This is a genomic window from uncultured Bradyrhizobium sp., assembly GCF_947648125.1.
Taxonomy (GTDB): Bacteria; Pseudomonadota; Alphaproteobacteria; order Rhizobiales; family Xanthobacteraceae; genus Bradyrhizobium.
This window is the reverse complement of record NZ_CANSMR010000012.1, coordinates 168,286-182,554: the sequence shown is the minus strand read 5'-3', so window position 1 is coordinate 182,554 and position 14,269 is coordinate 168,286. Positions and strand designations below refer to the sequence as shown.

The following is a 14,269-nucleotide window of genomic DNA, read 5'->3' as shown; positions in this document are numbered from 1 at the left end:
GTGAACCCGGTCATCGACGGCTCCCGCTCATCAGTCGATGTGGATATGCGCGTCGCTGACGACTTTCTTCCACTTGTCGGATTCGGCTTTGGTGAAGGTCATGAAGTCCTGGGACGTGCCCACAGCCGGTTCGAAGCCAATCTCGGCGAGACGTTTCTGAACCTCGGGCTGCACCATCGCTTCCGCGATCTGGTCGTGGAGTAGGTCGACCATCGCCTTCGGGGTGCCGGCCGGCACCACGGCTCCAATCCAGAATCCGATCTCGTGGCCCTGGATGCCTTGCTCCTCGAGTGTCGGCACGTCGGGGACCACCGGCGAACGCTTGTGCGCTGCGACCGCAAGACCGCGCAGCTTGCCGTCCGCGATCAAGGGCGCGACCGCCGTCACCACGATAGGAATGATCTGCGTATCGCCCGCGAGCGTCGCCTGCACGGCGGGTACGGCGCCCTGGAACGGGATGGCGAGAACGTCGAGGCCGTAGCTGAGCCTGAAAAGCCATTCGGCGCCAAGATGCGGTGAGGTTCCATAACCCGGCGTCGCGTAGTTGTACTTTCCGGGGTTGGCTTTCAGGAGCGCAAAGAGCTCCTTCATGTTGCTCGCCGGCAGCGATGGATTGACGGAAATCATCTCTGGTGCGGTCGCGATCTCGATGACCGGCGCAAAGTCCTTGAACGGGTCGAACGGCACTTTTGCCTTGACGGCGGGCTCGACGACGAAATCCTGATTTACCAACAAAATTGTCCGGCCATCCGCCGGCGCATGCGCCACCGATGCTGCGCCGATTGCGCCTCCGGCGCCCGGCTGGTTCTCGACATAGAACCTCGCGCCCGCCTTTTCCGTCAGCTTTTGCGCGACTATGCGGCCGACGAAATCGACAGGGCCGCCGGCTGGATAGGGCACGACGATCTTGACCGGTCCCCCGTGGTTGCCGTCCGCCCTGCTGGCAGGGTCGAATGCTGCGAACGCGCTCACCAGCGACGCCAGCATCAGGATGGATTTCCGCCCATTCATCGGTCTTCTCCCATTGGGGCACGGGGTAGCGCAGAGGCCATCGTAGGGAGCGCCGCACCAATAGTCCTGAAAGCACGCTCCAATTTGGCTGAAATTGCGCTGAACGTTGGCTATCCTGAACTGTGGTCACCTTCTTGAGGCTGCTTATGAACGGCTCCGCGACGAGCAATCTTCAGTTCGGCCGGTTTACGCTCGACCTGGCGCGCTGCCGCCTCCGCGCCGACGGGCAAGACATCGAATTGCGGCCGAAGAGCTTCGAGGTGCTGCGCCATCTCGTCGAGAACGCCGAGCGGCTGCTCTCCAAGGAAGAAATTGTCGGCGCGGTCTGGCCCAACGTCGTCGTTTCCGACGATTCTCTTGCGCGCTGCATGAGTGATGTTCGGCTTGCGCTCGGCGACGCCGATCAGAGCATCATCAAGACGATCCCGAGACGGGGCTACATGATCGCCGTGCCCGTCAGCCGCCCCGTCGTCCGCGCGGGGCTGCCGCTTCCCGATCGCCCGTCTATCGCCGTTCTCCCGTTCACCAACCTCAGCGGCGATCCTCAGCAGGATTATTTCAGCGACGGCATCTCGGAGGATATTGTCACCAGCCTGTCCAAGTTTGCCGGCTTGTTCGTGATCGCGCGGCACTCGTCGTTCCGCTATCGCGGCGCCAACCTCGATGCGCGGCAAATCGGGGCCGAACTCGGTGTCCGCTACCTGCTGCTCGGCAGCGTCCGCCACGATGCCGCGCGGGTTCGCATCACGGCCGAGTTCGTCGATGCCGCGACCCGCGAGCAGCTGTGGGCTGAGTATTATGATCGTGAGCTGACGGGCATCTTTGCGGTCCAGGATGAGGTGACGCAGAAGATCGTCGGAAGCCTGGTTGCGCACATCTCGCGATTCGAAGTCGAGCGCGCGATGGCCAAGCCGCCCGGCGCATTCTCTGCGTATGACTGTTGGTTGCGCGGCAGCGCCATCATGAAGACGTCGCATGGCGATCCGACCGGGCAGACCATCATTGCCGCCCGCTCGTTCTTTGAACAGGCGATCGCGGCAGACAGCAACTATGCGCCGCCGGTGCACGGCCTCGCCTCGACATGCCATGCCGCCTGGATCGAACCGTGCGAGATGCTTGCAGCGGAGTATCAGCGGCGAGCCACCCAGGAGCGGGGCCTGATGCTGGCGCAAAGAGCCGTCGAGCTGGATCCGCATTTGCCCGACGCACGCGTTGCGCTTGCCCATATTTTGCGCTGGCTGCATCGTCCGGCGGAGAGCCAGGCGGAGTTCGCACGTGCCTATGAGCTGAATCCCAACCTGGTGGATTATCGCTACGGACTCGCGCTCATTCATTGGGGGCGCCTCGAAGATGGATTGGAGCATCTGGAGCGGATCATGCGGCTTGATCCCTTCCATCCGCCCGCCTGCCAAACATTCCTGGGCAACGCCTACTACTTCATCGGCCGCTATTCCGACGCGATCGAGAGTCTTCGGGCAGCGGCGCGACGCTTGCCTACGTTTCGTCCGACATTCGTATGGCTGGCCGCCACGGCTGCGCAGCTCGGCAATCAGGAGGAAGCTCGCGACGCGGTGGTCATCGTGCTTCGTCGCGATCGCGCGTTCACGATCGGAAAATGGCTGGAATTGCATCGGTTCGCACGGCTGGCCGATGCCGATCGCGTCGCGGAAGGACTGCGCAAGGCAGGCTTTCCCGATTGAACCACGCCGGGCTCCCTCCGCAACGCGACCCCTCTAGGCGCGTATCCGCGATGCGAAGGCATCGAAGTTCTCCTGAACAAGTTCGCGGCGCGCGGCCGGACGGACGGCTGCGGTCAAGCCACGCTTCCCCGGCGAAAGTATGGTTGTCGGCGACGCCCGGACCGAGCGCCGCCAGGCAAACCCGTGATCCACATCTCGACGATTACTGCGCCTCGGGCAATAAAGGGCGAGGAGCACAGCTTGCACAGGGCTCCTGGCGCGATCACGGAAGGTCGAAGGAGACATCGCAGTGCTCGATCATATCCTGAAGTTCATGACGCTCGGGACCATCATCGTCGGCATCACCGCGATCTACACGGCACTGCACACCAACAACCGGCGTCTGGGAGCCGACATCTTCCTCAGATATTCCGAACGCATTTCCGATCTGCGGCGTCGCCTGCCAACGGCGGCGTTCCATGACGAGGGCACCGGCGGCACCATTGAGATGACGCCGGACGAGCGCCGAATTGTGCATGAAGTCATCTTCTCGATCTTTGAGCTCTATGAGCTCAAGGTGCATGGTTTCGTTCCGCCGGGAATCTGGAAGATCAGGGAGCCCGACATCGAACGGGTGCTCTTGCTGCCGGTCTTCCAGCAGGAGTTGGCGGTTGTGCAAGGCAGGTTCGCGAAGCATCCGCGCTTTGCGGCATGGCTCGACGGGATCGGGCAAGCCAAGGCATAGCCGGGCGGCGCCGATCGAGGACCGCATGCTCCGTCGCCGGCGTGCGATCAGGCTCGCCCTCCGGCATAGCGGGTGTGTTGATCGACGAATGTCATGAGCCATCATTACTTTCGTCATCTCGACGTTCATATGAAAATGCCGCAGCGTGCCACAACATGTGCGCCCTCGTGCGGCGCGCGTGATCCGTTCCCATCAATCGCATCGACGTCGCACGTGGTGGAATGCCGCATGATTAGGCAAGCGTCTTCCGGCGCGGTCGACGCGAATCCCGTGCGCGGGATTCGCGATGTGTCATGTACCGTGCTTAGGTTGCTGCGCTCTCGCGACATTCATTTCGTCTCGGCGCGAGGATCGAGAAAATTTTCTGAAGTCTCTGCGATGATGCGTTGCCCGATCGCATCGCATGAACGCAATCTTGGATTTCTTCACGGCGCACGTTGCTGCCGCTCTGGTTCTCGCACAGATTGTTCTCTAGATCAGTCAGGCCGACTCGGTGACGGAGCTTCCGGGCCGGATCCGGCTATGACGCGACAATGATGAATGCCATGTGTGAGCCCGACTGCCGCAGGACCCATCGGCCCTATCAGGAGCGGCCGGCGTAAGCGGGTGGCGTCCGTATCCGAAAATGCTGCTTCCTTGTCCGCCTGAAAATCGCCTGCCCGCCAGCGGCCGGCGACGCAACCTTGGGAATGCGCCTCCGTTGAGACGACGTTCGTCGCGACAACCGGGGACGAAACTACATGCAAGAAGACGACAATAGGCCGGCGAGCGCAGCGAAGCTCCTGGAACAAGTTCCCTTGCCGCGCGAACCCCGGAACATCAGGGACATCGTCCCGGCGATCCCGCGGCTCTTCACGACACGACTCTATCCGCCGTCGGAACAGTTCGAGGTCTGGAAAACGCGCATGGCCTCGCTGATCGACGTCGCGCCGCCCGATGGCTACAGCCCAGCGCAGGGATTCGAGGTGGAGTACCTGACCTGCAACATGGCCGATGTCGTCTTCACATCCGGACGCATGGCCGCACAAACATTCGCGCGCGCCGCCGAGCCGTCACAAGGCGCGCCGGTCGATACCTGGTGGCTGTTCCGCCTGCGCTCCGGCGAGGCCCGCTTCGAAACCGCAGAGCGGCGCGTCCACGCCGGGCCAGGCGCGATGTTCCTGATCTCGCTCGACGACGATTTCCGCGGCAGCATCACCGACTATGATGGCCTGGTGCTGGCTTTGCCGCGCCGGTCATTCGCGGATGTCGCCGATCAGCTTAACGACGCCTGCAACGTTCTGCTCTCGGGCAATCTGATCGAACTGCTGTCCGACTATCTCGACAGACTCGAAACGCGCCTGGTCCTGATGTCGCCGGAGGAACTGCGGCAGGCAGGCCGAGCGACCGCGCAGATGATCGCCGCATGCATTCAGCTGTCCTCGGACCGGCTGGAGCAGGCGCGCGGCGCCATCGAATCGGTGCTGTTCGAGCGTGCCCGTCTTTATATAGAGACGCATCTCGGCGACTTCGATCTGACGCCGGATCGCATTGCGCAGCAATTGCGCATCTCGCGCTCTGCCCTCTACCGTGCATTCGAGAGCGTCGGCGGCGTCGCCGGATATATCCTGCGCAAGCGGCTGCGCGCCGCGCATGCCGAACTGGTCGCGTCCACCGACAGGCAGGTGCAGGAGATCGCCTACCGTCACGGCTTCAAGCTGGCGTCGGATTTCACGCGCGCGTTTCGCCGCGAGTTCGGCGTCAGTCCGCGCGAGATGCGTGAACGCGTGCGCCGCAGGTCAACTGCCGGTTGAAGATTTGCGGATTACCCCACGGTGCATCGAGCAAATCATTCAACTTGTGAGACGATCTGCGCGCTATTTGGACGGCCTGCTGAGTGACGTTGTCAAATATGTGTCTATCATTTTTGATATGACGACTCGGGGCACATTGATGGGGCAGTCGAGCGAGCGCTGGGTGGCAAGATCGCGCTCGTTGAGTTCGACACATCGTTGGCCAGGACTGGAAGGCGCGCACGCATCGCGCGGTCTTCATATCTCCACATGCGGTCCCAAAGGACACGCATGTCGGCACAGTCCGCGGCATGGCACCCCCGACGTCTGGACCAGATGTCATGAATGGGGCGCACCATGGTTGTCGCACGCAACTCAACCGAATCGCTGAAGCGTCAAGGCCGCACCGGCTTCGTCCGGAGCTGGGTCGCATCGGGCGATGCGGGCAGCCGTTCGCTGCGGCGGCGGCTGATCGCGGTGCTGCGTGAGGCGCATCGCAGGCTCGGCGTAAAGCGCGAGCGGCTAGGGCTTGGTTCGCTCGGCGCTAGCGGAGCGGTCGGTGCGCTGCTCGTCGTCATGGGGATCATGATCCCGCAGGCGGCATTCGCGCAGGTTGCCATCGGCAATGGTGTTTTGAGCAACCCCGCCAACTGCACCAATCCCACCGCTGCAACTGCAGGCAGCACGGCTATTGGTTGCGGCGCCCACGCCGCCGGGACCACCGCAACCGCCATTGGCGCCAATACCAATGCGAATGGCCAGAACTCCCTGGCGATCGGCGATTCGAACACCGCGACCGGCGATGGTTCGATCATCGTGGGCTATTCCAACTCCGTGAACGGCCTTAATGCGATCGGTATGGGTGTGTTTGCGAACGCGACCGGCACCAATGCCCTCGCCATAGGCGGAAACGCGCACTCCACCGGGGACGGATCCTCATCCTTCGGCGTCAACACCACTGCAAATGGGGTGGGTGCCTTGGCGCTGGGCTCGACGGCGAGCGCCTCCGGTGGTGCCTCGATCGCGATTGGATTGTCATCCTCCGCCTCATCTTCAAACGGTTCGGGCACCGCCATCGGCGTCAGCGCCAAGGCAAACGCCGGAACCGGCGGCGGGTCTCCAATCGCCATCGGCACAAATGCCAATGCCAGCGGGACCGCACCTGCCGGCTTCACGTTCGAGGCTGTTGCGCTTGGCACCGGTTCCACCGCCACGGGGGCTTGGTCAACCAGTGTCGGCCCAAGCGCTTCAGCGACGGGCACAGGAGCCAGCGCCTTCGGGACGTCGGCCACCGCGTCGGCAAATCAGGCCACCGCAGTTGGTAATGGGGCGACCGCTTCCGCGGTAGGGGCCGCAGCCGTGGGATACCTCGCCAATGCCAGCGGCTCCAGCGCCGCCGCCTTTGGCATCCAGTCGGCCGCGTCGGGCATCAGTTCGTTGGCCGCCGGCAACCTCGCCAAGGCGTCAGCGGATTTCGCCGTCGCGTTGGGTAATCAGGCGCAGGCGCTGAGCACCGGGGGCTCGGTCGCGATCGGATCGGGCGCAATCGTCAACAGTGCAGCGACGGGCGGCATCGCACTCGGCAACAATGCGGCATCCGCCGGCATCAGTTCGATCGCGACCGGCGTTGGGGCCAGTGCCGCCGGCACGAGCTCGCTGGCGATCGGCACTGCCTCAAATGCGAGTGCCGCCGCCAGCACTGCGGTTGGCAACGCAGCCGTTGCCAGCGGCCAAAACTCCTCCTCATTCGGGTCTGGAGCGAGCGCGGCAGGAGACAACTCTCTCGCGGCCGGCGTCAGCGCCAACGCCAGCGGAACCGCCAGTACCGCACTCGGCATCGGCGCCAAGGCGTCGGCCACGAGCGCCATTGCCATCGGCAACAATGCCGCGGCCAGTTCCGCCAACGCGGTGGCCTTGGGCACCAATTCGACGGCCACAGGCGGCCAGGCCGTTTCCATCGGCGCGAACAACACCGCCTTTGGCAACGGCGCGGTGGCGATCGGCGATCCCAGCTATGCCAGCGGCACCGGCGCCTTCACCGGCGGCGCGAACAACATCGCCAACAGTGATGGCACCGCCTCCGCCACCGCCGCCAACCAGGCCAACGGCGCGGTTGCGATCGGCAACAACAACAAGGCGATCGGGCAGGGCTCCGTGGCGCTCGGCAATGGCTCCACCGCGGGCGCCGCCGGTCTCGCCGGCAACATCGCACTGGGTAACGGCGCAACCGCGGCGGCAAAATCCGGCGATGTCGCGCTCGGCTCCGGCAGCGTCACCGTTGCCGCGGTCGGCACGCCAAATGCGGTGATCAACGGCATCACCTATTCGGGCTTCGCCGGCACCACGCCGGGCTCGACGGTCAGCGTCGGGGCGGTTGGCGCGGAACGCACCATCACCAACGTCGCGGCCGGGCGGATCAGCACGTCGAGCACGGACGCCATCAACGGTTCGCAGCTCTACAGCGTTGCCAATACGCTCTCGAGCCAGATCACCGCCGGCGCGATCCACGACTACAGCGTCAACAGCGTGAGCACGGGCACGGATACCAACTACAACAACGCTGGAGCCACAGGCGCCAATGCGCTTGCGGCAGGAGTGAGCGCTGCGGCGTCCGGCGTGGACGCCGTCGCGGTTGGATACATAGCCAAGGCGACCGGCCAATTCAGCACGGCGATCGGACCCAATGCCCAGGCCTCGGCCACGTCCAGCACTGCGGTCGGCCAGAATGCAGCGGCCTCCGATGTTCAGGCGACCTCTCTCGGTGTCAATTCGAGTGCCGGTGCCGCGAATTCGCTCGCGCTTGGCGCCAATGCCAACGCCAGCAATGCCGGCGCCGTCGCGCTAGGCTTCGGCAGCGTGACCACCGCGGCGGTCGGTACCCCGAATACGGTGATCAACGGCACCACCTACAGCTTTGCCGGCACCACGCCGGCCTCGACGGTCAGCGTCGGCGCCGTCGGCGCCGAGCGCACCATCACCAATGTCGCGGCGGGACGGCTCAACAACGGCTCGACCGATGCGGTCAACGGTTCGCAGCTGTTCGCCACCAACCAGGCTGTCGGCACCCTTGGCACCACCGTCAACAACATCAACAATGGCGGCGGCATCAAGTATTTCCACGCCAATTCGACGCTGGCCGATTCCTCTGCGGTTGGGACCGACTCGGTTGCGGTCGGCCCGCTGTCGACGGCGACCGGCACCAGCGCCATCTCGGTTGGTAACGCCTCGTCCGCCACCGGCGACAATGCGATCGCCACCGGCGCCGCTTCCGTGGCATCGGCCCTCGACGCAACGGCGTTTGGATTCATCGCCAAGGCCACAGGCCAATACAGCACCGCGATCGGACCCAATGCCCAAGCCTCAGCCACGTCGAGCACCGCGATCGGCCAGAATGCGGCGGCGTCCGGCTTTCAGTCGAGCGCTCTCGGTGTGAATTCGAGTGCCGGCTTCACGAATTCGCTCGCGCTTGGCGCCAATGCCAACGCCAGCAATGCCGGCGCCGTCGCGCTCGGCTTCGGCAGCGTGACGACCGCTGCGGTCGGCACGCCGAACACGGTGATCAACGGCACCACCTACAGCTTCGCCGGCACGACGCCGGCCTCGACGGTCAGCGTCGGCGCGGTCGGCGCCGAGCGCACCATCACCAATGTCGCGGCGGGGCGGCTCAACAACGGGTCGACGGATGCGGTCAACGGGTCGCAGCTGTTTGCCACCAACCAGGCGATCGAAAACATCAACGCCGGCGGCGGCATCAAGTATTTCCACGCCAATTCGACGCTGGCCGATTCGTCAGCCGTCGGAACCAACTCGGTTGCGGTCGGTCCGGTGTCGACCGCGACCGGCGCCAACGCAATCTCGGTCGGTAACGCTTCGGCCGCCAGCGGCGACAATGCGATCGCCGCCGGCTACCAATCGACTGCATCGGCGCTCGACGCAGTGGCCTTGGGATACATCTCCAAGGCGACAGGCCAGTTCAGCACCGCGATCGGACCCAATGCCCAGGCCTCGGCCACGTCCAGCACCGCGATCGGCCAGAATGCAGCGGCCTCCGATGTTCAGGCGACCTCTCTCGGTGTCAATTCGAGTGCCGGTGCCGCGAATTCGCTCGCGCTTGGCGCCAATGCCAACGCCAGCAATGCCGGCGCCGTCGCGCTCGGCTTCGGCAGCGTCACGTCAGCCGCGGTCGGCACCCCGAACACCGTGATCAACGGCACCACCTACAGCTTTGCCGGCACCACGCCGGCCTCGACGGTGAGCGTCGGTGCGGTCGGTGCCGAGCGCACCATCACCAACGTGGCCGCGGGACGGCTCAACAACGGCTCGACGGATGCGGTCAACGGCTCCCAGCTCTGGTCCACCAACCAGGCGGTCGACGGTCTCGCGACCACCGTTAACAACATCAACACCGGCGGCGGCATCAAGTATTTCCACGCCAATTCGACGCTGGCCGACTCGTCGGCCGCCGGGACGAATTCGGTTGCGATCGGGCCGGTGTCGACCGCGACCGGCAGCGGCTCGGTGTCGATCGGCAATGGCGCGACCGCCACGAATGCCAACGACATCGCGCTCGGCTCCGGCAGCCAGACCACCACGGCGGTCGGCACGTCAGGCATCACCATCGGCACCACCGCCTACAGCTTCGCCGGCACGGCGCCGCTCTCGACCGTCAGCGTCGGCACGGTCGGCCACGAACGCACCATCACCAACGTCGCCGCGGGACGGATCAGCAACGGCTCGACCGATGCGATCAATGGCTCGCAGCTGTTTGCCGCGACGCAGGCGATCGACAGCCTGTCGACCGTCGTCAGCAACGGCCTGACGCATTATTACAGCGTCAACGACGGTGGCACCCAGCTGGCGAACTACACCAACAACGGCGCGACCGGTGCGAATTCGATGGCTGCCGGCATCGCCGCGTCGGCAACCGCTGCAAACTCCACCGCGCTCGGCTTCAACACCCAGGCCACGGTCGCCGGCGGCGTTGCGATCGGCTCGGGCTCGATCTCGAACCGCGCGCTCGCGCCGGCTTCCGGCACGATCGGCGGCACCATCATTCCCTACAACACCACCGATCTCGCGCTGCTCGGCGCGGTGTCGGTCGGCAACGCGACGAGCTATCGCCAGATCACCAATGTGGCCGACGGCACCCAGTCGAGCGACGCCGTCACCGTGCGACAGCTGACCGGCGCGCTCACCTCGTTCGCGACCACGACCACGAAATACTTCCACGCCAATTCGACGCTCGCCGACTCGCTCGCGGTCGGCAACAATTCCGTCGCGGTCGGACCGCAGACCGTGGTCAATGGCGACAACGGCATCGGCATGGGCTTTGGCGCAACCGTGGCGCAGACCGCGCCCGGCGGCATCGCGATCGGCCAGAATTCGGTATCCAACTTCGCCGACTCGATCGCGTTCGGAACGAATGCGCAGGCCAGCGGCATCCAGTCGGTGTCGATCGGCGCCGGATCGCAGACCTCCAACCCGACCAGCGTTGCGCTCGGTCCGAATGCCAAGGCGACGGCGCAGGCCGGCGACGTCGCGCTCGGCGCCAATTCGACAACCTCGACGGTGGTCCAGACCAAGAGCACATCGATTGGTGGCACCGCCTACGCCTTCGCCGGCACGGCGCCGACCTCAACCGTCAGCGTCGGCAGCGTCGGGGCGGAACGCACCGTCACCAACGTCGCCGCCGGCCAGATCAGCTCGACCTCGACGGACGCGATCAACGGCTCGCAGCTCTGGGCCACCAACACCTCGCTCGACGCGCTCTATACCACGGTCAACAACATCTCTACCGGCAGCGGAGGCATCAAGTACTTCCACGCCAACTCGACCGCGGCGGATTCGTCCGCCACCGGCGCGGAGAGTGTCGCGATCGGACCGCAGTCGGTCGCAAGCGGCGCGAACGCAGTGTCGATGGGCAACGGCTCCGCCGCGTCGGGCGCCAACTCGGTCGCGATCGGCGCTGGTGCCAAGGCGACTTCGGCCAACTCGCTGGCGCTCGGCGCGAACTCGACCACCACGGCCAATCTGAGCGATGCGGCCTATACGCCCGTCGTCGGCAAGAGCGTCGCGGGGGTTGCGACCGGCGAAGTGTCGGTCGGCTCGTCCGGGGCTGAACGCCGCGTCACCAATGTTGCCGCAGGCTCGGCTGCGACGGATGCGGTCAATGTGAGCCAGCTGCAGGCGGTTGCCAGTAGCTCGATCCGCTACGACACCGATGCCTCAGGGAACACCACCAACAAGGTGACGCTGAACAGCGGCAGTACCGGGCCGGTCACCATCAGCAACGTGGCGGCGGGTGTCGCCGGCACCGATGCGGTCAACGTCAACCAGCTCAACAGCGCGTTCCAGCAGCTCAACGGCCAGATCGGCGAAGTTCGGCAGGACGCCTGGCGCGCCGCCGCGATCGGCATGGCTGCGGCATCGCTGCGCTATGACGACCGGCCCGGCAAGATCAGCGCATCGGCCGGCGGCGGCGTCTGGCGCAGCCAGGGCGCGCTTGCCTTCGGCATCGGTTACACCAGCGAGAACAGCCGGCTGCGCAGCAATTTGGCGGCGACCACCGCCGGCAGCGACTGGGGCGTCAGCGCCGGCGTGAGCCTGACGCTCAATTGACCCTGGCGGCGACGAGGCGGCTGGCGTGTCTGGCTTTGGCGATCTGGCTCTGCGCGGCAGCGAGCGCGGTCGCGCAGGGCGCGCCGCCGGCCGCCTACACCGTGAAGCCGTCGGACGTCGCGGTGCCGGAAGGCGAGACGCTCGGCGAGTTCAGGCGGATGATCCAGCCGTTCAAGAACTGGACCTTGATCTGCGACGAGAGCCTGAAATCGAGGCGCCGCGTCTGCAACGTCACGCAGTCGATCGTCAACGCGCAGGGCGCGGTCGCCTTCAACTGGTCGCTGATTGCGACCGCCGACGGCAAGCCGCTGATGGCGATGCGGATTCCCGCAGCTGCCGGGGTCGGCGCGCAGATCGAGCTCGCGATGGGCGATAGTCCGGACCGCATCGTCGCGCAGACCGATCGCTGCGAAGGCAATTTCTGCTTTGCCACGATCGCGATCGGCAATGTGTTGAGGCGGCACATCCGCGCGGCGACGCCGTGCCTTGTGTCCTATCAGCTTCCGCAAGCAGGGCCGATCGTGCTGGCGGCGCCGCTCGACGGACTGTCCGGTGTGCTGGCGAAACTGAAATGAAGCGAGGTCGGACATGCGGATGTGGGATTCCGGCGTCCGGCTCGAAACTGAAGTGCGAAGTGAAAAGGACGGATTGTCGATGCGGCGCACCCTTGGATTGATCTTTGTTGCGGTCGTCGTGGCCGCGCTCGGTGCTGCCGGCGTCGTGGTCTACGCGCAGCAAACGCAACCTGTACCCTTGCAGCCGGCCGTACCTGCGCCGGCCAAGAAGCCTGCTGCCGCCGCCGCGAAGCCGCAGCCGCACAAGCAGCGACCGCAGGAGGCGCAGACGCCAGCGGCAGCCGCGGCATCCGTTCCGCAGCAGCAGGCGGGGCAGCAGCCGACCGTGTTCGACGATCACGCGCGGCAGGGCAACATCGCGACCTGCGCCAATCTGTTCGGGTTGCTCGGCCGGGGTCTGGCGACGAACTCGAACTACACCGCGCAGTCGCAGTGGGATGCAAAGGCCGGCAATTCGCATTCGGTGCAGTCGCTGGTCGCGCTCGCGCCAAACCAGGCGCCGCAGGGCAGCGCTGCCCAGCGCGCCGCCGGCATCGTGTTTGCCGCGCCGGTCGGGTCGTCCTGCGAAGGCAATCTGGTGCGGGTGACGCCGAGCGCGGAAAGCTGCCCGACAGTTGCAGCCGAGCTCGCCAAGCTCAACGGGCAGAACGGCGCGCTCGGTGACCTCGCGACGATCGCGCTGCCGAACGGCGCGCAGGTGGTGCTGATTCCGTTCGGCAACGCCTGCGTCGCGGTGACCGCGCTCCGGGTCGCCGGCTAACTCGGCGCGAGCTGCGCCGGGCGCCTGCCTCCTCGCATCTACCTCTCCTCTGCAAGGCGCCTGGCCATCGCGGCGCGATCCCCCGCGTGCGCTATCCGCCGAACCTGCCCGCTAACATCTTGGCGATCAGCCATCAAAGGGCTGGATTTCTGGTCGTGGATAGTCAATTCTGATTTGGAACTTACCATCCGTGCCAAACGCGGAGGAGATGTCCCATGGAGGAAGCGCGTCCGGAGCGGTTTGTCCGCAAGGTCGGCGGTGAGCTGGTGTCGTCCGTCATCGCGCGGTCGGAGCCGATCAGGGTCGAGCTGCTCAGCCGGACCTCGCGGCCGCGCATGAACTGGCATTTCCGCCAGCCCGAATTGACGTTGTTCTGGTTCCGCAACGGCTGCTCGCGGTTGCAGGCCACGATCAACGGCCGTCCGGTTGAATATGATTTCTCCAGGGCGGCCAACCTGGCGCTGTTTCCGGCAGGTACCGAGATCGAGGGTGAGTGGTCGGTCGGGCCGGCGTTCGACTATGTGGTCGTCTTCGTCGACCCGAAATTCGTGCAGAGCCGTCTCAATGGTTTGATCGAAACATCAGCGATTGCGTTCGGCCATGACCAGCTCTGTCGTGGTCTCTCCGAACTTTGCCAGGAAGCGACCGCGCCGGACAATCTGTTCGATCTGTTCGCCGAAGGCTGGGCCAGTCAGGCGCTGGCCCATATGGCGCGGCTGTCGCGCGGCGCGGAACCGGCGAAGGCATTGAGCCGCGGTGGACTGCCGGCGCTCAAGCTGCGGCGGATCGAGGAATTCGTCCGGGCCAATCTTGGCGAGACGATCTCGTTGTCGGCACTGTCAGATGTTGCCGGCCTGAGCAAGCGGCATTTCCTGCGCGCGTTCCAGGAGAGCATGGGCACCAGCCCGCATCGCTATGTGCTCGGCCTGCGCATCGAGGTGGCCAAGCGTCGCCTCAGCGACACCGATGAGAGCCTGACCAGCATCGCGCTGGCGTCGGGGTTCAGTCACGCCCAGCATTTCTCGTCGACGTTCAGGCAAGTCACGGGTGTCAGTCCGTCGGTGTTCCGGCAGCAGGGCCGGGCGTGAGTTTCGGCGCTTTTTTGCAAG

8 protein-coding genes are annotated in these 14,269 nt (G+C 65.3%); 7 read left to right on the top strand and 1 reads right to left on the bottom strand.

Annotation, left to right across the window (positions count from 1 at the left end; all coding sequences use genetic code 11):
- Positions 1–30 precede the first annotated feature (30 nt).
- Positions 31–1,011, bottom strand: coding sequence for a tripartite tricarboxylate transporter substrate-binding protein (locus Q0030_RS22120; RefSeq protein WP_298371652.1), 981 nt, complete (start codon positions 1,009–1,011; stop codon positions 31–33).
- A 146-nt stretch (positions 1,012–1,157) separates the two neighbouring features.
- Between Q0030_RS22120 and Q0030_RS22115 the strand changes: the two genes are divergently transcribed.
- The 7 genes from Q0030_RS22115 to Q0030_RS22085 all read left to right on the top strand — a co-directional run bounded on the left by Q0030_RS22115 (position 1,158) and on the right by Q0030_RS22085 (position 14,248).
- Positions 1,158–2,711: a winged helix-turn-helix domain-containing protein gene (locus Q0030_RS22115; protein ID WP_298371650.1), complete on the top strand. Its 1,554-nt coding sequence runs from the start codon at positions 1,158–1,160 to the stop codon at positions 2,709–2,711.
- Positions 2,712–3,000: 289 nt separating this feature from the next.
- On the top strand, positions 3,001–3,435 hold the full coding sequence (locus Q0030_RS22110; RefSeq protein ID WP_298371648.1) for a hypothetical protein: 435 nt from the start codon (positions 3,001–3,003) through the stop codon (positions 3,433–3,435).
- A 797-nt stretch (positions 3,436–4,232) separates the two neighbouring features.
- Complete coding sequence (locus Q0030_RS22105) at positions 4,233–5,228, top strand: helix-turn-helix domain-containing protein (protein ID WP_298371647.1); 996 nt, start codon at positions 4,233–4,235, stop codon at positions 5,226–5,228.
- Positions 5,229–5,564: 336 nt separating this feature from the next.
- The gene (locus Q0030_RS22100) at positions 5,565–11,825 is read left to right on the top strand and encodes a calcium-binding protein (protein WP_298371645.1); all 6,261 of its coding nucleotides are present in this window, start codon (positions 5,565–5,567) and stop codon (positions 11,823–11,825) included.
- Entirely contained in the window at positions 11,822–12,400 is a 579-nt protein-coding gene (locus tag Q0030_RS22095; RefSeq protein WP_298371644.1) for an invasion associated locus B family protein, read from the top strand. Before Q0030_RS22100 ends, Q0030_RS22095 begins: the two co-directional genes overlap by 4 nt.
- Positions 12,401–12,479: 79 nt before the next feature.
- Positions 12,480–13,160 (top strand): hypothetical protein, encoded by a 681-nt coding sequence (locus Q0030_RS22090; protein ID WP_298371642.1) that lies wholly within the window; start codon positions 12,480–12,482, stop codon positions 13,158–13,160.
- Positions 13,161–13,375: 215 nt separating this feature from the next.
- Positions 13,376–14,248: an AraC family transcriptional regulator gene (locus Q0030_RS22085; RefSeq protein WP_298371640.1), complete on the top strand. Its 873-nt coding sequence runs from the start codon at positions 13,376–13,378 to the stop codon at positions 14,246–14,248.
- The last annotated feature ends 21 nt before the right edge of the window (positions 14,249–14,269 follow it).

Coding starts and splice junctions, on each gene's coding strand:
- Q0030_RS22120 (WP_298371652.1), bottom strand. CDS start 1,011: ATGAATGGGCGGAAATCCATCCTGATGCTGGCGTCGCTGGTGAGCGCG.
- Q0030_RS22115 (WP_298371650.1), top strand. CDS start 1,158: ATGAACGGCTCCGCGACGAGCAATCTTCAGTTCGGCCGGTTTACGCTC.
- Q0030_RS22100 (WP_298371645.1), top strand. CDS start 5,565: ATGGTTGTCGCACGCAACTCAACCGAATCGCTGAAGCGTCAAGGCCGC.
- Q0030_RS22090 (WP_298371642.1), top strand. CDS start 12,480: ATGCGGCGCACCCTTGGATTGATCTTTGTTGCGGTCGTCGTGGCCGCG.
- Q0030_RS22085 (WP_298371640.1), top strand. CDS start 13,376: ATGGAGGAAGCGCGTCCGGAGCGGTTTGTCCGCAAGGTCGGCGGTGAG.